Below are 23,574 nucleotides of genomic sequence, written 5' to 3' on the forward strand. Positions count from 1 at the left end.
CATCAGGAACCTGTTGTGACGCGTGGTGTGGCCTGAACCGTCTGACCAACCCGCTCGACCAGCAGAGCCATCTCGTAGCCGACTTGACCTATATCACAGGAGGTATTGGTCAGCACCGCGAGATACGAGCCATCACCGACTGCCATGAGTAGCAGATAGCCGTGTTCCATCTCGACAACCGACTGCAGCACGGTACCGCCTTCGAACAGATTCGAGACGCCGACCGATAGGCTGGCCAGACCGGCTGTGACAGCCGAGAGTTGCTCGGCGCGGTCGACCGGTAGTTGTGCGCTGGCAGCCATGAGCAGGCCGTCAGCCGAGACCAGGACGGCATGGGCAACTCCAGGAACCTCGTTGGCGAAGTTCGAAACCAGCCAATCCAGCTGACGGTTCGTACCACCTAGATCGGGGTTCATCGGTCTCCTTTGTCTCCAGTAAGATTCATTGCTCTCTTTGCGCGGCCGTCACGAACGCCCTGCTGGTGACGACTCAAGCTGGACCTGATCGTTTCTGGATCACGCTGCGGAGCCCGATCCGCCGCGCCGCTGACGCCACCCGGCACAAGCCTCCTGCCCGGATTTCGCTGCGGCAAACCCGCCGCTGTCTTCGCCTCGGCCTGCACCTCACTGGCGTGACGCGCAGCTTGCCATCCTTCATCACCCGGCGACTCGAAGGAGGTTCCGGTCTCGGATCGAGGTGTGCTGGGATCCGAAAGCCAGGCCGACATCATCTCAGCGAAGATCGGTGTCCCCACTGCCGGCCCCGGTTCAGCCGCCGGCTGCAACCGGGTCTGGAAGAACGAGGCCGTCTTCTCCGGGTTGGACCGGAAGCTGTGCCTGCCAGGATCGCGCCCCGAGGCGGGAGCGGACTGCTCATTGTTCGCCTCGTGTTGGCCTCCGGCCCGCCTCGGCAGCGCAACTCCCGGAGGAGGTGGTTGGTGCTGCGGTGTTCGAGCTCCCGGCTGCCGTTGCGGCAGATCGGTCACGTCGCTATCGCGGTGCGGCGCACTGGCCGAGCCGGGCATGCCGTGCGATCCCCCATCGATCCCCGACGAGTCACGATCGGGCAGCCCATTGCCGGCAGACGAGGCGCCGGAGGCGGATCCGAATTCGGACACACCCGTGGCAGCAGACCCGTGCCGTGCCGAAATGCCGGGCGGGGCATCGCGGTGTGACAGGCTCGGCCCAAGGTGTCGCGACGGCAGGCCGGCAGCGCTCGGCTCCCGCGGTGATGCTTCCCCCAGTGGCGCCGGACGCTGCGGCACGTCGTTCACTCCGGGGCGCCGCTGAGGTAGACCGGTAGCGCCCGGCTGCCGCTGCGGCAAACCACTTGCGCCCGGCTGCCGCTGAGGCAAACCAGTAGCGCCCGGCTGCCGCTGCGGCAAACCACTAGCACCGGGCTCACGCTGAGGCAAACCATTAGCGCCTGGCTCACGCTGAGGCAAACCAGTAGCTCCGGACTCACGCTGAGGCGAATCCACCGGGTCCGGCTGCCGCTGCGGAAGACCGGTAGCGCCCGGCTGCCGCTGCGGAAGACCAGTAGCGCCCGGCTGCCGCTGAGGCAAACCAGTAGCGCCCGGCTGCCGCTGCGGAAGACCAGTAGCGCCCGGCTCACGCTGAGGCAAACCCACAGCGGACTCGCGCTGAGGCGAACCCGCGTTCGGCTGACGATGGGGCGATTCACTCGAGATGGCGTCTCGTGGAAGCAGGCTGGTATCACCCAGGTCGGATGAACCGGTGGATTGGCGTGGCGGGGTGCCGGTTGCGCCAGCGTTGCGTCGCGGCAAGTTGGCGGCGGCCAACTTGCCACGCTGCGGACCATTCGTGGTCGGCTGGCCCGGTGCTGGACGCAGACTCGTATCGGACTGCTGCGAGTCGGAAGGCGCCCCGTTCGACGCCGACGCACCCGGCTGGCGCTGCGGAAGCCCGCTGGGGCCGGTGGATACCGGCCGGTTGGCCGCCTCGGATCGATCGGATGGACCTGCCGACGTGGAATCGCCGACCGGAATCGGGCCGCTCACTCCAGGATCGACAGTGACCATGACATTGCCCCCAGGGGTCCGGGTTATTGCCCGCGTCTGCATGGTTGACGGCGCCGGCGATTGCTGCGGCACCGCGGCTTGCGGAGAAGATTGCGGCGCGGCGGGTTGCGGGTCGACGGGCTGTCCCACGATCGGCGTACCTGCGGCAATCAGAGCAGCTGGAACATGAACGGTGACCGTCACGCCCGGATCGCGGGCAGTATCGAACGTGGGGCGCAACCGCACCGTGAGGCCGTGCCGGTCGGCGAGGCGGCCAACCACGAACAGACCCATGTGGCGGGCAGTGTCGGGCCCAGGCTCGGCGGTTTCCGCGAGGCGCCGGTTGATGTCGGCCATCTCGGCCGGCGGCACACCGATTCCTCGGTCGGCGACCTCGATGAGCAACCCCTGATCGTGTGCCTGCGCGAAGGTGAATTTGACATCTGTCTCCGGCGGCGAGGCCCGCAACGCATTGTCCAACAACTCGGCGAACAGATGTGCCAGGTCGGAGGCGGCAGGCTCCCTGAGCGAACCTCGCGGAGTGGCGCCGAGTTTCACCCGCTCATAGTCCTCGACCTCGGAGATCGCTGCGCGCAGCACGTCGGCGATCTCGACAGGAGCGGACTTGGCTCGGCGCTGCCTGGTCCCGGCGAGAATGAGGAGATTGTCGCCATTACGGCGCATACGCGCGGCAAGATGGTCCAAGCGGAAGAGGTTTTCCAGCAGTCGCGGGTCCTTCTCGTCGTACTCCATCGCCTCGATCAGGCTGAGCTGATGATCCACCAGCGACTTGGATCGCCGGGCGAGAGTCTCGAACATGTCATTGACCTGCGAACGCATCTTCGCTTGATCACTCGCCAAGCGCAATGCCTGACCGTGGATGTCGTCCACCGCGCGGGCCAACTGGCCGATTTCCTCGGAACTGCGTACCGGCATCGGTTCCAACGGAACCTCTTCCGGCGCGGCACCATTACGCAGTTGTGCAACCTCGTGCGGCAGGTCGCTCTCCGCCACGCGCAATGCCGCCAAACGCAACCGATGCAGCGGAACGATCATCGAGCGGGCGACGAACACGGCGAGCAGGAGCGCCGCGAGAATGGTCAGAAGCACGACCATGGTGTAGGTCCAGGCGCCACGCTGGGCAGCGGAGGCCAACGACTGCATTCCGGAGTCGATGTCGTCGGTCGCCTGATCGACGACGCTCTCGTACACCGCGAGGCTGTCCGACAGCGACTTCTTCAGATCACCGACCGGGATCTGACCTGCCTGAGCCTGCGGACTCTTCAGCAATTTGGTCCTGGTGTCGATGCCAGCACGCAGATCCTCGACCGCACTGTCACCGTCGGGGAGGCGGTGAGCGAGCACATTGAGCATCGCACGCTCGGTGTTGGCCGCGATCAGAAAGGACTGCACACCGTCCTGGGGACTGCGCAGCACTTCGGGGACAGCGGCGAGTTCACCGACCAACGTGGCGCGGGTGTTGAGTGAATCGACCAACCGGGACTTGGCCGCATCCACCGTCGAGTCGCTGACCCGCTGCATGGTGATCTCCACGATCCGCACACCGTTGTTGCGCACCCGGTCGATCACTGCAAGTGCTTCCACACTCGGCGCGCTGGTCACCGCTTTACCTTGGGCGAGCACGGATTTCGCCTCGGCGAGCATACTGTCGAGCAACGTCCGGGCGCGGGGGGAGCTGTCGAGAAGATCGGCCGCCTGCTCGACATCGGCGATCGCCGTATCCAAATCGGCCAGATTCTGATCTGTCACCATGGACACGCTGGGCGACTGCGGGATCATCTGTGAGCCCGCAGTCGTCGCGGTCGCCGCACTGAGTGCGGTGACCAGCGGGATGGCCGCAACATTCTCGGCGACACCAGCAAGCCGATTCGATTCCGCGAACTCCGTCGAAACCCTGGACACGCCCAGTCCGACCGCGACTGCGAGCGGAACGGCGAGCACCGCCGTCACCTTCCAGCGCAAGTCCCAGTTGCCGAGTGCCCAGCGTTTACTGCTGGACCTAGCGGCGTCACGCATCTCCCACTCACTTTCCAAACTGGCCTCTACCACGCGCCATCAGCCGAGCCTCCACAATCGCGTGCATGGCTCGACAGGTGGAGCTGGCCGAGAACTGCGGCTGGCCGAGAAATAGCGTCTACGACGGCCCAAATAGGTGACATCAGATTCTAACGGATCAATAACTTCTCCAGTGACTCCGCGCGAGATCGCAACCACTGACCTGCTGGTTCCATACAAAACCTATGGTCGCGGCACCCGCCCGGGCGTCGCGTGAAGTCTGCCACAATCAACCAGATCTATCGAGGCGGGCACCGAAACGAAGCTAGGGAGTCACGGGTTGAACGTGCGGCAGGAGTACCGACCGGCCTATCAAACCAGCTTGGTGGATTCCGCCGAGTTCTGGGCGCGCGCGGCCACAGCCATCGACTGGGACGTGCCACCGACGCAGGTCCTCGACGCAACCTCACGCCCCACTGTCACCTGGTTCCCCGACGCGCGACTCAACACATCCTTCAACGCACTCGACCGCCACGTATACCCGCGTTCCGCGCAGCACCGCAGTCGGGCAGATCAGCCGGCGTTGATATACGACTCGCCTGTCGCCGGCGCCGGTTCGGTCCATACCTATGCAGAGCTCCTCGCGGAGGTGTCCCGCTTCGCCGGGGCACTGACCCGACTGGGCGTCTCGAGCGGCGACCGCGTAGTCATCTACCTGCCGATGATCCCCGAAGCAGTAATCGCCATGTTGGCCTGCGCCCGGATCGGCGCGGTGCATTCGGTGGTATTCGGCGGCTTCGCTGCGCCGGAGTTGGCCGCACGGATCACCGACGCGGAACCTGTCCTGATCGTCACGGCGTCCGGTGGATTGGAACCGGGCAAGAAGATCGACTACCCACCCATCGTGCAACGCGCACTGGAACTTGCCGACACCGCCGCACCCCACACCGTGATCGTCAAGCAACGAGCACAGTTCGACCCCGTTCCGTTCGTGTCGGCCCCGGCGGCGACCGAACACCTGTCGAGTCCGGAACAAAGCATGGGCGTCCAGTGGCTCGACTGGGACGACGTAGTGCGCACCGCTACGCCGGCCGATCCGGTGTCGGTTGCCGCGACCGATCCGCTGTACATCCTCTACACCTCCGGCACCACGGGCAAGCCCAAGGGAGTGGTCCGGGACAATGGTGGTCACGCGGTGGCGCTCGCATGGTCGATGCGCAACGTCTACAACGTCGAGCCGGGCCAGGTGATGTGGGCAGCGTCCGACGTCGGCTGGGTCGTCGGGCACTCCTATATCGTCTATGCGCCTCTGCTGGTGGGTGCCACCACGGTGCTGTACGAGGGCAAGCCGGTCGGCACGCCGGACGCGGGCGCCTTCTGGCGAGTAGTCGCACAGTACAAGGTCGATGTGCTGTTCACCGCACCGACCGCGTTGCGCGCCATCCGCAAGGCCGACCCGAGCGCGCAACTGGCGCACAGCTACGACCTCTCCACTCTGCGGGCGTTGTTCTGCGCGGGCGAACGACTCGACCCGGCCACCTTCGCGTGGGCGGTGGATACTCTGCTCGCGCAACACCCCGACTGCCCGGTCGTCGATCACTGGTGGCAAACCGAAACCGGCTGGCCCATCTGCGCGAACCCACTGGGTCTACAGCAACTGCCGATCAAAGCCGGCTCGGCATCGGTACCGGTGCCGGGCTATCGCGTTCGCGTACTGGACTCCTCCGGCAACCCGGTGGCGTCGAACACCGAAGGCAATATCGTCGTCGGACTGCCCCTGCCGCCCGGCGCATTCACCGGACTGTGGCGCGACGACGCCCGATATCAACGCTCGTACTTGTCGGCCTATCCGGGCCACTATCTGACCGGCGACTACGGCTATCTCGACGAGGACGGCTACCTGTTCGTCCTCGGGCGCAGCGACGACGTGATCAACATGGCCGGGCATCGACTGTCGGCGGGCAGCATCGAAGCTGCGATCGCCGCGCACGACATGGTCGCCGAATGCGCGGTCATCGGGCTGCCGGACGAACTCAAAGGACACCGGCCGCTGGCCTATGCGGTGCTGAAGTCCGGCGTCGAGGTCGATCCGGAACAGTTGCGCGACGAACTCGCCGAGCGGGTGCGCAGCCAGGTCGGCGCGATCGCGACGCTGCACGACGCCATCGTCGTCTCGGCACTCCCCAAGACCAGATCCGGCAAGATCTTGCGCAAGACCATCCGCGAGATCACCACTGGCGTGGCCTTCGAAATCCCCTCCACCATCGATGATCCCACCGTGCTCGCGACGCTCGAGCAAGAGATCCGTGCGGCCCGTCCACACTGGCTCGAACCGGCTGCCGATGACCTGCCGAACTCCGACGAGGCGGCTACCGATGGGGATCCCGTCGCACCATCGTGATCTTCGCAGGTACCAGCCCATTCCCGCGCACGAGGGTCGATATCCTCCGGTCGTGACCGAGTCGTGCCGTCGTCCGGGACGCCACACCCACGGTCCGAGCCGGATACAGTGGTCCGGGGCGGCAGAATGTGCACCGTGACCGAACGAAGCGCAACCCCGACCGTCCTTGTCGTCGACGATGACGAGGACGTACTCGTTTCGGTCGAACGCGGGCTGCGATTGTCCGGTTTCCATGTATTGGTGGCCAGGGATGGCGCGCAAGCACTGCGCAGCGTGAACGACCATGCTCCCGACGCCGTCGTTCTGGACATGAACATGCCAGTGCTCGACGGCGCAGGGGTGGTCACCGCACTACGCGCGATGGGAAACGAGGTACCCATCTGTGTGCTCAGCGCCCGCGCGTCGGTGGACGATCGCATCTCCGGATTGGAGTCCGGCGCCGACGACTATCTGGTCAAACCGTTCGTGCTGGCGGAACTGGTTGCCCGAATCCGTGCGTTGTTGCGCAGACGTACCGACACGCCTGCCCAGACCACGCGCACCGTGATCACGGTCGGCCCGCTCGACGTGGATCTCGCCGGCTATCGCGCGCTGGTGGGTGGTCACGAGATCGAGCTCACCAAAAGAGAATTCGAACTGTTGTCGACATTGGCCAGGAACGCCGGCGTGGTGCTGAGCCGCGAACGTCTCCTCGAGTTGGTGTGGGGCTACGACTTCGCCGCCGATACCAATGTGGTGGATGTGTTCGTCGGGTATCTGCGGCGCAAGCTCGAGACAGCCGAGACGCCCCGGCTCCTGCATACGATCCGCGGTGTCGGTTTCGTGTTACGAGCGCCGAAATGACCGAGTCAGCCGACGCAGCCGGGCCGGTGAAAGCATCACGGCGACAGTCTTTTTCGCTGCGAACGCGGGTCGCAACCGCGGCGGCCGCCGGGGCTGTCATCCTCGTGACACTGATCAGCCTGATCAGTGTTCGAGCGATCGAACGCAACAATCTGCAGCAGTCCGATCAACAACTCGCCATCGCGGCGCGCATCGTCGTGATCGAGCCGCGGGTAGCCGTCCAGTTCATCAGTCTGACCGGACTGAACAACGACATGGCGCTCACCGTCCGTGACAACGGCGGCGTTGTCGCGACTACGGCCATAGAACTACCCGCACTTCCCAGTGGTTCGCGCACCGTCTCCGTGTCCGGTACTCCGTATCGCGTGCTGACCACCACCGAGAGCCAGCCAACGGGACAAGTCGTCTCACTCGGTATTCCCGCCGCTGCTGCAGCGAAAGCGACTGCGGAACAACAGCGGTGGGTGCTCGGTGGCGCCCTGCTGTCCATTGCTGCTGCCGCAGGTCTCGGCTGGTTGCTCGCGGGCGCTGCGGTACGTCCGATCGTCCGACTCACTCGGCAGGTCGGTGCGCGCAGCGCATTCCCAGACCTGCGCAATCCGCAAGCACCGGTGGAAGGCGCGGGCGTGCGCGAAGCGGAAAAACTGGCCGACGCGGTGAACACCATGCTGCGACGGGTCGATCAGGCTCAGGCCGCGACGGCCGCCGCGTTGGAGACAGCGCGCGACTTCGCTGCCGTATCCGCACACGAACTGCGCACCCCGCTCACCGCCATGCGCACCGATCTCGAAGTACTACGGACCCTTGACCTCGATGAGCAACAGCGGGCGGAAATCCTCGATGACCTGCAGCGTAGTCAGGGAAGAGTGGAGACGACACTGACGGCTCTGGAACGACTGGCCACCGGCGACCTGACCGACGAGCGCGACCACGTCGCCACCGACGTCGGTGACCTGTGTGACCAGGCTGCGCACGACGCCATGCGACACTTCCCGGAACTCACCGTCCGTATCGAATCCGATGCCGAGTTGGTGACCCGGGGTCTGCCCGCGGGGCTGCGACTGGCTGTGGACAACGCCCTGACCAATTCGGTCAAACACGGCGCAGCCACCGAAGCCCTGGTTTCCGCGCACCGGGTACCCGGCGGCCATATCGTCATCACCATCGACGACAACGGCCGCGGCATACCGCCCGAGGAGCGCGACGCTGTCTTCGACCGCTTCTTTCGTGGCAGTCGGGCCAGCAAAGGAGGTTCCGGCCTCGGTCTCGCACTGGTCGCCCAGCAAGCTCAACTCCACGGCGGCCGGGCCTACTTCGATGAGGGCATGTTGGGCGGCATTCGCCTGGTTCTGGAACTTCCCTACCGCGCCGGTACCTGAACTCTCAATCAACTCTCAGACAACTGCCAGAGACCGAGCCAAGACAAGTGTCTAGGGTCTGCGGACGTGATCGGAAAACGTACGCGCTGGACCCTTCTCGCCATCGTGCTCGTCACCACGACAACTGTGGGGGGCGCAATCGCGCTCCGCACCGAGCCCGGGCCAGTACCGACGGAAATCGCGTTGGTCGACACCGATTCCGGGCCGACCGGTTCACAGGTCGTCGCTTCCCTGCAAGCAGCCGGCGGATACGAGTGGACCGTCACCGCACCGAACGCGGCGAATGTCGAAGACTACGCCGCAGTGATCGTCCTACCCACGGATCTCACCGAGTCTTTGGGTACTTTGGCCAGCACACAGCCGAAACGGGCCGAGGTGATCGTTCGCACGCACGACGAGGTCGACGCGGACCACGTCGCGGGCGCGGTCACCGAAGTGCGGCGTCATATCGGCGCCGTCGGTGTCGACGCAGCGCTCGCCGCCGCCACGCACGCTCGGTCTCAGATGTCGCAAATACAGTTCACCGCACAATTGCTCGGCATGGGTGTCGACGCAGCGGCCGCAGGTGCCGAACAGTTCAGTTCCGGCGCGGCGCAGTTGCTCGACTTTCTGGACTTCGCCAAGGAAGGTTCGGCGCAACTGTCCTCGGCGATTGCGATGCTGAACTCCACCGTGGACGGCGCTGCCGCGCAAGCCCATCAACTGGCCGATGCACTGGATTCGACCGATATCACGATCGCACAGGTGGAACAGACGGCCGATACGGTGTCCGGTGGACTCGACGAGATTCTGCCGCTGCTGCATGCGACGCCGTTTGCCGACGATCCGATTCTGGTCGACGTCATTGCAAAGCTGGAGGCGCTGCGCGCCGTGTCCGACCAGGCGGGCTCCCAGCTGACCGAACTCGGTTCGCTGGTCGGCGGCGCGGTGGACCCCGACACCGATCTGGGCACTGTGTTGCGCACGGTCGTCGACCGCCTGACCAGTGCCAGCGCACAGTTGTCCGAGGGGGCAAAGCTTGCCGAGGATCTACCCCAGCTCGCCGAACAGGGGGGCGCCCAACTGGTCGACGCCATCGGTCAGCTCACCGACGGAGTCGGCCAGCTGCAGAAAGTCGTGGCCAACCTGACGACCCAAACCGACAAGGCGGTCGCCGCCCTCCCTCAGCGGACCGGCGCCCAGCAGTCGAAGCTGGCACTGGCGCTCACCGACCCGGTCGAGATCATCCTGGAGTAGCCCGCAGAATGGACGATCAGTTCACACTCAGCAGATCGATGACAAACACCAGGGTCTTGCCCGACAGCTGGTGACCGGCGCCGGCGGGACCGTAGGCCAGCTGAGGCGGGACGGTCAGCTGGCGACGGCCTCCGACCTTCATTCCAGGAATACCATCCTGCCAACCCTGGATCAGGCTGCGCAGCGGGAACGTGATGGACTCGCCGCGACTCCACGACGAGTCGAACTCTTCCCCGGATTCGAATTCGACCCCGACATAGTGCACTTCGACCACGCCGCCCGGCACGGCTTCTTTGCCCTCTCCTTCGATGATGTCCTTGATCACAAGATCGGTGGGCGCGGGTCCTACTTGAAACTCGATCTCCGGTTTGGTCATTCGGCTGTTCCCTTCGCTGGGTAGTGGATGAAAACGGTCAACGGTTGGCGATCTCGCGATAGTCACGGGCGCTGTAGCCGGTGTAGACCTGCCGCGGACGGCCGATCTTCAACGGTTCGCTGTGCATTTCCCGCCAGTGTGCGATCCAACCGGGAAGCCGACCCATCGCGAACAGCACGGTGAACATACGGGTGGGGAAGCCCATCGCCCGGTAGATCACACCGGTGTAGAAGTCGACGTTCGGGTAGAGGCGCCGTTCGATGAAGTAGTCGTCGGTGAGTGCGGCGTCTTCCAGCGCCTGGGCGATCTCGAACAGCTCGTCCGCGCCCCCCAGCTTGCTCAGAATGGCGTCGGCGTGTTTCTTGGCGATCGACGCACGCGGGTCGTAGTTGCGATAGACGCGATGCCCGAAGCCCATCAGCTTCACGCCGTCTTCCTTCTTCTTGACCCTGCGGATGAAGTCTTTGACGTCACCGCCGTCGGCCTTGATTCCATCGAGCATCTCGAGCACGGCCTGGTTCGCGCCGCCGTGCAGCGGTCCCCACAATGCGTTGATCCCGCCGGACACCGAAGTGAACAGGTTGGCATCGGAGGAGCCGACCAATCGCACGGTGGACGTGGAGCAATTCTGCTCGTGATCGGCATGCAGGATCAGCAGCATGTCCAGCGCAGCGGCCACCTCGGGGTCGACCTCGTAGGGCTCGGCGGGGAAACCGAAGGTCATCCGCAGGAAGTTCTCCACCAGACTCAGCGAATTGTCCGGGTAGAGGAAGGGCTGACCAACCGACTTCTTGTACGAATAGGCCGCGATGGTGGGAAGCTTGGCGAGCAGCCGGATAGTGGACAATTCGACCTGGTCTGGATCGCGCGGGTCGAGCGAATCCTGGTAATAGGCCGACAGCGCGTTCACAGCCGACGACAGCACCGGCATCGGGTGCGCATTGCGTGGGAAACCATCGAAGAATCGCTTGAGGTCCTCGTGCAGCAGAGTATGACGGCGTATGCGGTCGGTGAAGTCCTCGAGCTGGGGCTGTGTCGGCAATTCCCCGAAGATCAGCAAATAGCTGACCTCGATGAACGTCGAGGCGGCGGCGAGTTGGTCGATCGGGTAGCCGCGATAGCGTAGGATTCCGGCCTCACCATCGATATAGGTGATGGCCGATTTGGTCGGGGCAGTGTTCATGAAGCCCGGGTCGTATGTCACGTACCCGGTGCTGGCCAGCAGCTTTCCCAGTTCGATTCCGTCGTTGCCCTCGACGGCTCTGGTGACCGTCATCGGGAACTCTCCACCGGGATAGGACAAGACCGGCTTGGCATCGTCGTCGACGTTGATAATGTTCTCAGCGGGCACTGAAGGATCCCTCTCAGGCTAGAACCGTAGGCACCGGCGCGGTCGGCGCACGACACGCTTTCCTCAACGCTAGCCGTTCACCGGCGCAGACAAATACGGAGGGTAGTCCTGCAACGGCTCACAAACCTGTCCTGGCGCGGTGAGGTTCCACAGTTGCGGCGAGCACGGCTGAGCGACGCTTGTGGCACAAGTCACACCGGTATTTCAGCATGAACGCGACGGACACGATAACGTCTGAAGGCTGGGAAAGCGACAGCCGCGATCAGCGTGCCCACCACGACGAGCCCTCCCCCGCCGGCGGCAGCCGCCGCGGTACCCACACTCGCCGCCGCGAAACCGTGGGAAACGTCACCGAGGCGCGGGCCGCCCGCAACCACCACAATGAACACTCCTTGAAGCCGTCCGCGTAGCTCATCCGTCGCCACGGTCTGCAACATCGTGATCCGCAACGCGGCCGAGACCATGTCCACCGCACCGCCGAACGCCAAGCACGCCACAGCGATCGACAGCCCAACCCGCACATCGAGTCCGTTCCCGCTCCATCCGACAGCCGCGCCGAAACCGATCATGGCCAGGCCCCACAGCGTGATACAGACGAGCACGGCGTAACCCTGGCGGCGCACCCGCGGAATCCAGCCGGAGAACACACCGCCGAGCACGGCGCCCGCCGACATCGATGCGAACAACAGCCCGAGCGCCATCCGGCCACTGTCGGTATCACCGAACATCTCCTGCGCGATCTGCGGGAACAGTGCGCGCGACATCCCGAATACCATGGCGATCACATCCACCACGAACGACGCGAGCAGCACCCGCTGGGTCGCGATATAGACGAAACCGTCGAGCACCGTGCGGAACCCGGCCCGACGCACCGATCCGGTCGGTGGCAGCGCAGGCAATCGCCATACCGCCCACAGTGTGGCGAGCAGAGCGATGGCATCGATCAGATACAGCGTGGAAAGTCCCACGTGCGGAATGAGCATCCCCGCCGACACCGGCCCAGCGATGGCGCCGAATTGCATCACCGTCATACTCAACGAGTTCGCCGCGGCGAGTTGCTCCTTCGGCAACAATCGCGGGATGGTGGCGCTACGAGTGGGCTGGTTCACCGCAAAGAAGGCCTGCTGCAGCGCGAACAGGCCGAGAACCACCCACACATTGTTCACTCCGACCGCCGCTTGCAGCCAGAAGGCAACGGCGGTCAGCCCGGTACCGGCATTGGTGATCAGCAGCAGCCTACGACGGTCCACCACATCGGCAAGTGCCCCGCCCCACAGGCCGAAAACCACCAGTGGCACCAACCCGAACAATCCGGCCAGGCCGACGTAGCCGGAGCTATTGGTGATCTGGAAGATTTGCGCCGGTACAGCCACAACGGACATCTGCGCACCGATCACCGTGACGATGCCCGAGACCCAGAGGCGACGGTAGTCCGGATTGCGCAATGGGGTGGTGTCGGCGAGCAACTTCACTGGCCGCAGCGTATCCCGTCACCCGCGGCGAGCGGATGCGAGAATTCTCACCCCGATGGCCGGGAATATCTCACGGCTGTAGACGCTCGATCGTGGACGAATCTCCCGTGATGCGCACTCGGATGCGATTGTGCAGACGGGCGTGCCGCTCCTGCCAGAACTCCACCTCGTCGGGCCGGAGAAGAAATCCACCCCAATTGGGGGGCACCGGGATCTCGTCGACGTCGTCGAACCGTGCGATGACCTGCGCCAACTCTCGCTCCAGCTCTGCGCGCGAGGCGATCGGCTGGGACTGATGCGAGGCCCAGGCACCCAACTGTGAGTCCCTCGGCCGGGCATGCCAGTAGGCCGCAGTGGTCTCGGCCGATACGCGTTGCACCGCACCACGCACGTGCACCTGACGTCCCAGCGGGGTCCAGAGGAAGGTGACGGCGGCGTAGGGAACCGCAGCCAACTGTGCCCCTTTGGCCGAGTCGAAGTTCGTGTAGAAGACCACCCCCTCGGGCGAAAGCCCTCGGCACAGCACGGTGCGCGCGACCGGTCGCGGTGTGCCGTCGGCCAGCGAAACCGTGGCCAGCACCATGGCACCGGGTTCGGCGACACCGCGGGCGGTGGCCTGTTCGATCCAGTGACGCAACAGCGGCTCCCACCCACCGGCCAGCCAGGTCACATCCAGTTGTTCGTCCTCGTCGACACTGCGCGGCGAATTGTCCGGGTCGGCCATGGGGCAGATGCTACTCCGCGACCCTGGGGGGTTAAGGTCGTGAGAATTGGCATGCGCTTGTCAAATCCGACATTCCTCCCAATGGCGACAACTTGGGACTCGAACGCAAGGAGAGTCGCGACATGACTACTTCCGGCCCCGTGGTTTCGGGCGAGCGGGCTGCGGTACCCAGCGATTTCGCCAGCGGTCTGGAAGGTGTGGTGGCGTTCACCACCGATATCGCCGAACCCGACAAGGATGGCGGCGCGCTGCGCTACCGGGGCATCGACATCGAAGACCTGGTAGCGAGCCGAGTGACCTTCGGTGATGTCTGGGCGCTGCTGGTCGATGGATCTTTCGGGCGTGGTTTGCCCCCGGCCGAGCCGTTCCCCTTGCCGGTGCACACCGGGGATGTGCGCGTCGATGTCCAGGCCGCTCTGGCCATGCTCGCGCCTATCTGGGGTTACCAGCCCTTGCTGGACATCGACGACACCACTGCACGGGAGAACCTGGCCCGCGCCTCGGTGATGGCATTGTCGTATGTCGCTCAGTCCGCGCGCGGAATCTACCAACCCGCGGTGCCGCAAAAGAAGGTCGACGAGTGCACAACTGTCACCGAGCGCTTCATGACCCGGTGGAAAGGTGACCCGGATCCGCGCCACACCGAGGCCATCGACGCCTACTGGGTCAGCGCCGCCGAGCACGGTATGAACGCCTCCACCTTCACGGCGCGAGTGATCGCCTCGACCGGCGCCGATGTGGCGGCGGCGCTGTCCGGTGCGATCGGCGCCATGTCGGGTCCGCTGCACGGCGGCGCACCGGCACGCGTGCTCCCGACGATCGAAGAGGTGGAGCGCACCGGCGATGCCCAGTCTCTGGTGAAGCGGATCCTGGACCGCAAAGAGAAGCTGATGGGCTTCGGCCATCGGGTCTACCGAGCCGAGGACCCACGCGCTCGAGTGCTGCGCGCGACTGCACAACGTCTGGGCGTTCCACGCTACGAAGTTGCCGCCGCCCTGGAACAGGCCGCGCTGGCCGAACTTCGCGAACGCCGGCCCGACCGCGCGATCGAAACCAATGTCGAGTTCTGGGCCGCCGTCATCCTCGACTTCGCCGAAGTACCGGCGCACATGATGCCCGCCATGTTCACCTGTGGCCGCACCGCGGGCTGGTGTGCACACATCCTCGAACAGAAGCAGTTGGGCAAGCTGGTCCGACCTGCGGCCGTCTACACCGGACCGGGTGCGCGCAAACCCACCGACGTTGCGGGCTGGGACACGATCACCCACGCCTGAGGCGGACTACCCCCAGCGGGACGACGCCCAGTCGATGGCGACGGTTTCACCCCGGTCGACGGTGAAGAAGGCGACCTCCAGCCGGCGGCCCAGGTCCACCAGCCCGATGGCGCTCAACGGTACCGACTGAACGATACGAACGCGCCAGGGCACGGGCTCGTCCCATGCGTGCACTTCGAGATCGAGGCGCAGAAAGGGGTCGTCGCGACCGGAATAGTCGGCGGCGACCGGCGCGGCCGCCAGCACCGTCGCCTCCGCGCGTCTGCCGTCGGCCAGGATCTTCGCGACCGAAGACCGACCGCATTGCGTCATCTCGGGCACGTACAGCACGATGCGGGCGCGAGCGCGCGGGTCGACGCAGCAGCACACCACATCGCCCGGTCGCATCCATTGCAGGTCACTGTCCGGTACATGCTGATGCACCGTGGTTTCGTAAGGGAACTGCCCGCTCAACTGCACTCGGACGTCGAACACATGACATGGTTCGGTCCGCCGCGGGCGGGTATCGAGAATCGTCGCCGATCCAGCTTCCCCATGAATCAACAACTCCCGCCGCGTTGCCTCCGACACCGTCACGCTACGAATACGGAACGCTCGTGCACGCGCCCGCAGTCGCCACGCCAAGTTTGCTGAAGGTATGGTCACGGGTGCCTACGGTAGCTGGAGTGTGAGCGAACCCACAGTAGTGCCACCGACTACCCTGTTCGCCATGACCACTGCGTTCCCGAGCATTCCCGCCGATCTCAAACCCGCCGACGGACGGTTCGGCTGCGGCCCCTCCAAGGTACGCCCGGAGCAATTGCAGTCCCTGGTGACCATCGGCGCCTCGGTGTTCGGAACCTCGCACCGACAGAAACCGGTCAAAGACGTAGTGGCACGTGTGCGTTCGGGCTTGCGGGAGCTGTTCGGACTGCCAGATGGCTACGAGGTGGTACTCGGCAATGGCGGTACGACCGCGTTCTGGGACGCCGCGGCATTCGGGTTGGTCCGCGAGCGGTCGCTGCACTTGACCAACGGTGAGTTCAGCTCGAAATTCGCTGCCGTGACCAAGGGGAACCCCTTCATCGAAGACCCGATCGTGATCACGGCCCAGCCGGGCAGCGCCCCGGCGCCCGTGTCGGACCCCTCGGCGGACTTGATCGGCTGGGCGCACAACGAAACCTCGACGGGCGTCGCGATCCCGGTCCAGCGGCCGGCGGGATCGGAGCATGCCCTCGTCGCCATCGACGCGACCTCCGGCGCGGGCGGCCTCCCGGTGAACATCACCGATGCCGATGTCTACTACTTCGCGCCGCAGAAGTGCTTCGCATCCGACGGCGGTCTCTGGGTTGCTCTGATGAGCCCGGCCGCGCTGGCGCGGGTCGAGGAAATCCGAACTTCGGGTCGCTGGACACCCGATTTCCTGTCGTTGCCGATTGCGATCGACAACAGCGCCAAAGACCAGACCTACAACACCCCGGCAGTGGGGACGCTCCTGTTGTTCGCCGAGCAGATCGAGTGGCTCAATGGCCACGGTGGCCTGGACTGGGCAGTCAAGCGCACACTGGACTCCTCGTCGCGGCTGTATTCGTGGGCGGAATCGAGCGACTATGCCACACCGTACGTCGCCGAGCCCGAACATCGTTCTCAGGTCGTCGGCACCATCGACTTCTCCGATACGGTCGACGCGGCAGCGGTGGCGAAAATACTGCGCGCGAACGGCATCGTGGACACCGAGCCCTACCGTAAGTTGGGTCGCAACCAACTACGTATCGGCATGTTCCCCGCGATCGATCCCGACGACGTCACCCAACTGACTCGTGCGATCGACTGGGTGGTGCAGAATCTTCACTGACCGAAGCGTATTCCGGGTGCGTCGCCACAACACGCCCGGAATCGCCCCTCGCGGAATGTGACTCCGCTCGTCGAATAGAGCAGACTAGCGAGGCATGGAAGTGTCTTCGGCGATTTCCATGCCGCGTGTCCTGACGCACGAATCTCGGATGTGCATTACTGTTTCGGAAAGTGGGCGGTGTCGCGAGTCGACGCGATAAGGAGGTAACGGTGCGTGAACTTCGAGTGATCGGGGTGACGCCCGACTCCACGCACATCGTATGTATCGACACCGAGTCCGGTCAGAAGTTCCGGCTTCCCGCCGACGACAAACTACGAGCCGCTGCGCGCGGAGACCTTGCCCGATTCGGCCAGATCGAGATCGAAATGGAAGCGACTATGCGTCCCCGCGATATCCAGGCCCGTATTCGCGCCGGAGCCTCCGTGGAGCAGGTAACCGAAGAATCCGGCATGCCCCCCGGTCGCGTCGAGCGGTTCGCCTATCCGGTTCTGCTGGAACGGGCCAGGGCCGCCGAACTCGCTCAAAAAGCGCACCCGGTCCGCCCGGACGGTCCTGCCACAGAATCTCTGATCGATGTGGTGACAGCCGCTTTCACCGCGCGCGGACACAATATCGACGGCGCGAGTTGGGACGCCTGGAAGGACGAGAAGGGCTTCTGGGTAGCTCAGTTGCAGTGGCGGAACGGGCGTTCGGAAATTTCCGCGCATTGGCGTTTCCAACCTGATGCCCATGGCGGCTCGGTCTCCCCACTCGACGATCCGTCCGCCGATTTGATCGATCCGGATTTCGGTCGAGCCCTGCGCGGGCTGGCGACAATCGTGGCTGCCGAAACCGAACCGGCAGCTACGAAAGCGGAACCAGCTGGCGAATCTCGCCCCACGCCAACCGCACCGCCTGCGCGTACCGCCGCTGCTCGGCCGGGACAGTCCACCCTGGACGAATACTACGAGCAGCGCGCTGTTGCAGCCGGCGGCAATGCCGCGGTGCGCTCGTCCAACACAGGTGCAACCGGCGCCGCACCGTCGGCTGTGGGAAAGACCTCGGCCAGCACGACGGCAGCGGAAACCTCGGCTGACCCTGCCGTGGATGGTCCTTCGACCGAATCCGACACCACGACACCTCCTGCCTCGGAGGAGTCCACCAAACCTGCGGCCAAGGCTCCCACCGCGAAGCCGAGTCGCAGCAAACGGGGTAAGGCTCCCATGCCATCGTGGGAGGACGTGCTGCTCGGGGTGCGTAGTTCGGGCCACTGAAGGTTCTGACCACTGAAAGTTCGAGCCACCGAAAGTTCGAGCCGTTGTGAGCTGTCGACGTTCGAGCCCATCGAGTTCGCCTCCCGCTGCGCTGGGCTGCGACCGAAGCGGAGGATTCCGAACGGCTGTATGGTGCTCGGAAGCCGCGGCTGTGGATTCCGGTAGCCACCCGGAGGTGTCGGATATGCTGACCAAGGCGTCGTCACTCTGGTACGTCGACGTGTCCGATCCGTCGTCGGTACTGAACAAATGTCACGACCCGAACCCCGAAGCTGCTCTGGCACTTGCCGAGCAACTACACGGCGACCGCGAAGTGGTCCCGATCATGCCGGGCACGCTGGCCGACTGCGCGGGTCCGGATGCCGACGAGGTCTACATCGGCTGCTACCCCGGCGTGACCGTGGTGTGCTCGCCCCGAGCCGCGCGTGTGCACCCCACCGAGCTCCGAGAGGTGCTGCTGCATCCATGGGCATCCGAACATACCTACCTGGTCTCGTTCGACACCACACACGGCTGGGGCGCATTTGCGCACTGGGAACGGGGGCAGTTTCGCAGATCGTTCAGTTCGACCCGAGTGAACATCCTGGAGGACGAAGGGCTTCCATCGGTGTGGGAGCGACCCTATTGGGCCGGTGAGCATCCCGTGCACTGGCCGGTGGGTGATCTACCCCATGGACAGATATTGCCGTTCGACCCGCCAGAATTCGCGGATGCTGCCATGAACGCGTGGCTGGGTTTCCACTATCGCTCGCCGACCACCGATGGCACATTCGGGCCGATCGATATCCCCGTATGCGGATTTTCGCTTCGCCCGAAAGGCCGGGCGCGTCGGGCTGCCGCCATGGCGCAGCCCCACACGCCCCGTCCAGGCCGACTACTCGGCTGGCTGCGCGGCAGCTCGCTGGTCCGTTGGGCGATTCGTCGCGAGCACCCAGCGGAATTCTCCTGATCAGGAGATCAGCGCGCCGAGCAGCGCAGCGACCCATCCGAACCCGACTCCGGCCACAGCGCCGGCGAGCACCCACCTCGTAACCGGTGTCCGACGCCACCGCCACACCGACGGCGTCGCACCGCTCACCGCGACCAGATTCACGACAATGGCGAGCACCGGGTGCACCTCGGCCAATGCGGTGCCGAAACAGTACACCGCCACCGCCGACAACAGCGCCACCATGGTCGCCGCGGCGAGACCGGCGCCCCATGGCGTGGGGTCGCGATGGGGTTCGGCACGGCGATGGTCCGCGTCCGGTCGATACCCGGTCATACGATCCGCGCCCGCTCATAGAACGCCATCGCCGCCGCAGTCGCGACATTGAGTGAATCGGTGCCCGGTGTCATGGGAATTCGCGCCCGAATATCGGCCGCCTGCATGGCGTTTTCGGTCAGTCCCGGTCCTTCGGCCCCGAGCAGCAATGCGACCCGATTCCCGGTCATCGCTGTCGCGAGCGGGGGCGCCGCCGGATTCGGCGTCAGAGCGACAATCTGAAAACCCCTACTGCGCAGCATATCCAGACCGTGTGGCCAGTCCGGGACGGACGCGAATGGAATCCGCAGCGCATGTCCCATCGACACGCGTACGGCACGGCGGTAGAGCGGGTCGGCACACCGGTCGCCGAACAGGATCGCCTCCGCCCCGAGTCCAGCCGCATTGCGAAACATGGCGCCGATGTTCTCGTGGTCGTTGACGCCTTCCAGCACGGCGATGGTCCTGGCGTGTGTGATCACGTCATCCATACCGAGTTCAGGGGGGCGGCCTGCGACCGCGAGCACACCTCGATTGAGATGGAACCCGACCACCTCGGCCATCACCTCCGCCGTGGCGCGGTAGTAGGGGACCTCGACAGCGACCAGATCGTCGACGAGTTCGGCACGCCTGCGCTCCACGCCGAGCAGCGCAGTCGGTGCGAATCGTGAATCGAGCATCCGCCGAACCACCACGACCCCTTCCGCATAGACCAGTCCCTTGCGCGTAGGCAGGTCGAGTCTCCGGTCTGCGGATTTCAAGTCACGGAAGTCGTCGACCCGTGGGTCTGCAGGGTCGTCGACATCGATTGTTTCGGCCACAACTCTATCCTGCCGGGCAGCTGTGTCCGGCCCAACGGCACCATCCGCTTCCGACCTGAGTGCCATTGCGTATGCCCGGCCCCGTCCCGACGGTGTGCGCGCTCGGGTGAACCGGTCCGAGACCAGTGCTCGGGCTGGCATGCTGAAGGTCATGAAGCCGATCCAACTGGTGCTCAACGTTCTATGGCTCGTCTTCGCCGGCTTCTGGCTGGCGCTGGGCTACATCGCCGCGGGAATCATTTGCTTTCTGTTGATCGTGACGATCCCTTTCGGTATCGCGTCCTTCCGGATCGCGACCTACGTACTATGGCCGTTCGGCCGCACCACCGTGGCGAAGCCCGATGCAGGCGCAGGATCACTGATCGGCAATGTAATCTGGCTCATCGTGGCCGGATGGTGGCTGGCGCTGGGCCACCTGTTGACCAGTATCCCGCTGTTCGTCTCGATCATCGGTATTCCGTTCGGATGGGCCAATCTGAAGCTGATTCCGCTGTCCCTGTTGCCGCTGGGGCGTGAGATCGTCGACAGCGATCAGGCCTTCGCGTCATACCGGTGAGCAGGTAGCACTGGCTCCAGATACGCAGCTCCCAGATAAGTGATGCACATCACATTTGCATTCGTGATTCCACGTTAACGACGAGAACCTCCTGTGCGATTGTTAGCTAGAGAGTAGCTGAGTTCCCACTTCCGGCGTGCCGCAAACCGGCGCCGAGCAGATCGCACCAGAAGGGGTTTGCTATGACCAGCCGCGCGACCTTTCGCCCTGATCCGCACACTGCACCGCTCGCGCCGATAGCGCTGCTGATCGGCGCACTGATGGTCGTCGTCGCCGCCACCCAAATCGGTCATGTCCCGAGATGGGCCAGCGACTACGGCGCGCTGGTCTATCTGGCGGCCATCCTCTATCTAGCAGTCACTAGTAGATTGCTGTGGTGGGGAGCCCAGACCAGGCGTCAGCTCGCTCGAACGAAGCTCACAGCTGGCGCGACGCAGCCAGCTCAACAATCGCACAGTTAGGCTGGGCCTGTGACGCAGAAAGTCCCGCAACTGCCTGCACGCTGGAGCGATCCACGACCGGTTCTCGCCATCGGCAGCATGCTGTGGTTGATCGCCACAGTGGTGGTCTGGGCAAGCGGTGACCGTTGGGCAACCGGCCGGCCCGTCTGTCTGATGGGCCTCGGGGTCGGCGTGATCGGACTGGTGATCTACTTGGTCCAGCGCCGCGGGGCACGACGCGGCGACAAAGGCGCACAGACCGGGCTGTAGCCGATCACGGTGACGCTCAACCCACCTCGAATTCGTCGGAGATGCCGGTGAACGGGTAGAGCGCACCGCCGGCATCCAGTCGGGTCGCATAATGCTGGAACCGATAGCGCCCCGGTGGCGCCTCCATTGGGATATCCCAGGTGAATCGTGCGATCGACTCGGCGAGGCCACGTTTACTCCAGTAGTACTTCACTGCCCACTCACCCTCGTTGGCCATCCGCACCCAAACACCCGCGGAATTCTGGCGTTGGACTTCCATGAACGTGCCGTTTCGCCGGATGTCGTGCTTCGGGTGCGCCGAGACGAATTCCGCAGCGACCCGCCCTCCGCGCTCGTAGAATCGGGCCGGCTGGACCAATACCTCACCGAAATCGTGTCCGGGCACAGGGATGTCGGGGCCGGCGCCCGGTTGAAAATTCGGCTGTAGCTGGGAGACATCGCGCGGAGCCGGACCCCGCGGTACCTGTTGCCGGGCAGCGAATGCTGTTGCCAAACGAGTGAATTCCTGTTGGTATGCGCACAGCGTATAACGGCCGAACAGGGTCGAGGCGCCCTCGTATTGCTGCGAGTCGTATTCCTCTGGGGTAGTGACATATTCGTGGTAGGCATTTGCGTAGCCTTGCATGAGCACCTGCTCCAGCGGAACGTTCAACGCCGCGGCAACGGCTCGACGCACGCGTAGTCCAGCGGTGATGGTGAACTCGCCACCCGCGGCTGCCAGATAGAGGCCACCGATGCGCACGATTTGGATCGGCAGCACGTTCGGCACCCATGGCACCGGGGGCATCAGGCCGAACGGCAACAGAATCGCTTTGGGCGCCTGCGCATCCGCCAACCACGCTGGCGCGGGTTGGGCCGGATCACCGAACGATTCGAGGAATGGGTTGCGCACGCCTTCCGGTACCGGTTTGGTAGGCAAGCTGGGACCGTCTTCGAGGCTGCCCGCGGCAAGTGAAACACCCGCGGCCGCAGAGGCGGTGCGTCGCGGCTGGCCGTCTGGGGTGAATCGCCCGTCCACGGCGATGTCGGCCAGATCGATGTAGCACAGCATGGCATCGACGGGTCCATCCATCGGTTGCGCACGCGCCACCGCATCCTTCGAGGCCCGATACTGACGCTCACCGATGATGCGAGTGTTCTCGAACTCGTCCTCGGTGGGTCCGGAACCGGGCTCCAGATTCAGGTTCGGGGACATGTCTCCCGCGTTGGTCTGCGGAAAAGCCGCGACGAATGCGGGCTCGCCGTCCAGGTAGCGCACCCCGTGCTCAGTATGCTCGTAGCAGAACGAGGCGTAGCCCTTGTTGTCCGAGCTGATCAGTCGATTCGTATTGGTCAGTGAGGTGCAGTGGGTGGCGAACCAGGTGACGACTCCCACGATTCGACCGCCTTTGCGCATGGTCAGCGTGGTGACCGCGGGATCGATGGCGTCCGGGAAGTGCTGCTTGTCCGCGGCAGGATTGAGCTCCCAGGCGACCCGTGAGCGATTCACGCTGGCATCGTGCAACTCGCTGCGCCCGACGGCGAGCGAGCCGGGACCGAGATCGGTGTGGGCAGCGCTGATCGCCTCGACGATCCCATTCACCTCGGCGTCGTACACCTGCTGTTGGAAACCGAGGATGGACGAGTTGTAGGCATAGTCGTTGCTGGAGCCACCACACGTCGCGTGCGAATGCGTCGACGTGAGCAGAACATTCTGCTCGGTGTACATATCGCCGTAACGGCGAGCCAGTTCGGCCAGCACACCACGGTGTACCGACGGGAAGATCATGCAATTGTCGGCGACCAGGAAGACGACCCGGCGCCCGCCGCGACCGACGACATACGCTCGTGCCCGGGGACGCAGGTGGATTCCCGCAGTCTGTTGCTCGATCTGGGCATAGCCCATCATTCCGCATTCGGCGGCAGGTCCGGTGATGTCGGAAAGCCCGACACCGATCTGGTAGGGACCAGAATCGGCCGCGGCAGGAGCCGCAGCGCCGAAAACAGTACTCACACCGGGCGCGGTGGCAGCCGCAAACGTACCGATCGCGGTCCGAGCCAGCACGGATCTGCGCGACAACGGCAT

Annotated in this window: 21 protein-coding genes; 11 read left to right on the forward strand and 10 right to left on the reverse strand. The window is 64.7% G+C overall.

Annotated features, from left to right (window positions below; translation table 11 throughout):
• Window positions 1-2 precede the first annotated feature (2 nt).
• Window positions 3-416 (reverse strand): roadblock/LC7 domain-containing protein, encoded by a 414-nt coding sequence (locus K940_RS0101975; RefSeq protein WP_028476132.1) that lies wholly within the window; start codon window positions 414-416, stop codon window positions 3-5.
• Complete coding sequence (locus K940_RS0101980) at window positions 413-4,090, reverse strand: ATP-binding protein (protein ID WP_231390217.1); 3,678 nt, start codon at window positions 4,088-4,090, stop codon at window positions 413-415. The genes K940_RS0101975 and K940_RS0101980 overlap by 4 nt, the downstream gene beginning before the upstream one ends.
• Window positions 4,091-4,376: 286 nt before the next feature.
• On the opposite strand from K940_RS0101980, the gene K940_RS0101985 reads away from it, so the two are divergent.
• The 4 genes from K940_RS0101985 (at window position 4,377) to K940_RS0102000 (ending at window position 9,895) form a co-directional block, all read left to right on the forward strand.
• Window positions 4,377-6,437, forward strand: a complete 2,061-nt coding sequence (locus tag K940_RS0101985; protein ID WP_028476134.1) for an AMP-binding protein — start codon at window positions 4,377-4,379, stop codon at window positions 6,435-6,437.
• A 126-nt stretch (window positions 6,438-6,563) separates the two neighbouring features.
• Complete coding sequence (locus K940_RS0101990) at window positions 6,564-7,280, forward strand: response regulator transcription factor (protein ID WP_036527265.1); 717 nt, start codon at window positions 6,564-6,566, stop codon at window positions 7,278-7,280.
• Window positions 7,277-8,659, forward strand: a complete 1,383-nt coding sequence (locus tag K940_RS0101995; protein ID WP_081706100.1) for a sensor histidine kinase KdpD — start codon at window positions 7,277-7,279, stop codon at window positions 8,657-8,659. Before K940_RS0101990 ends, K940_RS0101995 begins: the two co-directional genes overlap by 4 nt.
• A 66-nt stretch (window positions 8,660-8,725) precedes the next feature.
• Window positions 8,726-9,895, forward strand: coding sequence for a membrane protein (locus tag K940_RS0102000; RefSeq protein ID WP_028476137.1), 1,170 nt, complete (start codon window positions 8,726-8,728; stop codon window positions 9,893-9,895).
• Window positions 9,896-9,911: 16 nt separating this feature from the next.
• On the opposite strand, the gene K940_RS0102005 is transcribed toward K940_RS0102000, so the two are convergent.
• The 4 genes from K940_RS0102005 to pdxH all read right to left on the reverse strand — a co-directional run bounded on the left by K940_RS0102005 (window position 9,912) and on the right by pdxH (window position 13,818).
• A complete protein-coding gene (locus tag K940_RS0102005; protein ID WP_028476138.1) occupies window positions 9,912-10,271 on the reverse strand; it encodes an FKBP-type peptidyl-prolyl cis-trans isomerase in 360 nt (119 codons plus the stop codon).
• 37 nt (window positions 10,272-10,308) lie between these two features.
• Window positions 10,309-11,622: a citrate synthase gene (locus tag K940_RS0102010; protein ID WP_081706101.1), complete on the reverse strand. Its 1,314-nt coding sequence runs from the start codon at window positions 11,620-11,622 to the stop codon at window positions 10,309-10,311.
• A 191-nt stretch (window positions 11,623-11,813) separates the two neighbouring features.
• A complete protein-coding gene (locus K940_RS0102015; RefSeq protein ID WP_028476140.1) occupies window positions 11,814-13,094 on the reverse strand; it encodes an MFS transporter in 1,281 nt (426 codons plus the stop codon).
• 70 nt (window positions 13,095-13,164) lie between these two features.
• Entirely contained in the window at window positions 13,165-13,818 is a 654-nt protein-coding gene (gene pdxH / locus K940_RS0102020) for a pyridoxamine 5'-phosphate oxidase (RefSeq protein ID WP_028476141.1), read from the reverse strand.
• Window positions 13,819-13,940: 122 nt separating this feature from the next.
• On the opposite strand from pdxH, the gene K940_RS0102025 reads away from it, so the two are divergent.
• Window positions 13,941-15,092, forward strand: coding sequence for a citrate synthase 2 (locus K940_RS0102025; RefSeq protein ID WP_051406800.1), 1,152 nt, complete (start codon window positions 13,941-13,943; stop codon window positions 15,090-15,092).
• A gap of 6 nt (window positions 15,093-15,098) precedes the next feature.
• Here K940_RS0102025 and K940_RS0102030 read toward each other — a convergent pair whose 3' ends face one another.
• Window positions 15,099-15,737 carry a hypothetical protein gene (locus K940_RS0102030; protein WP_028476143.1) on the reverse strand — a complete coding sequence of 213 codons (639 nt, stop codon included), beginning with the start codon at window positions 15,735-15,737 and terminating at the stop codon, window positions 15,099-15,101.
• 64 nt (window positions 15,738-15,801) lie between these two features.
• Between K940_RS0102030 and serC the strand changes: the two genes are divergently transcribed.
• The 3 genes from serC to K940_RS26650 all read left to right on the forward strand — a co-directional run bounded on the left by serC (window position 15,802) and on the right by K940_RS26650 (window position 19,128).
• A complete protein-coding gene (gene serC / locus K940_RS0102035; protein WP_028476144.1) occupies window positions 15,802-16,926 on the forward strand; it encodes a phosphoserine transaminase in 1,125 nt (374 codons plus the stop codon).
• Window positions 16,927-17,135: 209 nt separating this feature from the next.
• Window positions 17,136-18,179: a septation protein SepH gene (sepH, locus tag K940_RS0102040; RefSeq protein WP_028476145.1), complete on the forward strand. Its 1,044-nt coding sequence runs from the start codon at window positions 17,136-17,138 to the stop codon at window positions 18,177-18,179.
• A 184-nt stretch (window positions 18,180-18,363) separates the two neighbouring features.
• Window positions 18,364-19,128, forward strand: coding sequence for a hypothetical protein (locus K940_RS26650; protein ID WP_051406826.1), 765 nt, complete (start codon window positions 18,364-18,366; stop codon window positions 19,126-19,128).
• Here K940_RS26650 and K940_RS26655 read toward each other — a convergent pair whose 3' ends face one another.
• Both K940_RS26655 and K940_RS0102055 read right to left on the reverse strand, forming a co-directional pair.
• Window positions 19,129-19,443 carry a DUF2537 domain-containing protein gene (locus K940_RS26655; RefSeq protein ID WP_036527267.1) on the reverse strand — a complete coding sequence of 105 codons (315 nt, stop codon included), beginning with the start codon at window positions 19,441-19,443 and terminating at the stop codon, window positions 19,129-19,131.
• Window positions 19,440-20,243, reverse strand: a complete 804-nt coding sequence (locus tag K940_RS0102055; RefSeq protein ID WP_028476146.1) for an RNA methyltransferase — start codon at window positions 20,241-20,243, stop codon at window positions 19,440-19,442. Before K940_RS0102055 ends, K940_RS26655 begins: the two co-directional genes overlap by 4 nt.
• 151 nt (window positions 20,244-20,394) lie before the next feature.
• Between K940_RS0102055 and K940_RS0102060 the strand changes: the two genes are divergently transcribed.
• From K940_RS0102060 to K940_RS0102070, 3 genes are all read left to right on the forward strand, one after another.
• Entirely contained in the window at window positions 20,395-20,799 is a 405-nt protein-coding gene (locus K940_RS0102060; protein WP_028476147.1) for a YccF domain-containing protein, read from the forward strand.
• Window positions 20,800-20,981: 182 nt separating this feature from the next.
• On the forward strand, window positions 20,982-21,260 hold the full coding sequence (locus tag K940_RS26660; protein ID WP_051406801.1) for a hypothetical protein: 279 nt from the start codon (window positions 20,982-20,984) through the stop codon (window positions 21,258-21,260).
• Window positions 21,261-21,269: 9 nt separating this feature from the next.
• Window positions 21,270-21,509 carry a DUF2530 domain-containing protein gene (locus tag K940_RS0102070; RefSeq protein ID WP_028476148.1) on the forward strand — a complete coding sequence of 80 codons (240 nt, stop codon included), beginning with the start codon at window positions 21,270-21,272 and terminating at the stop codon, window positions 21,507-21,509.
• Window positions 21,510-21,525: 16 nt separating this feature from the next.
• Here the strand turns inward: K940_RS0102070 and K940_RS0102075 are convergent, their stop codons facing one another.
• Window positions 21,526-23,574: a neutral/alkaline ceramidase gene (locus K940_RS0102075; RefSeq protein ID WP_028476149.1), complete on the reverse strand. Its 2,049-nt coding sequence runs from the start codon at window positions 23,572-23,574 to the stop codon at window positions 21,526-21,528.

The organism is Nocardia sp. CNY236, assembly GCF_000482385.1.
Lineage (GTDB): Bacteria > Actinomycetota > Actinomycetes > Mycobacteriales > Mycobacteriaceae > Nocardia.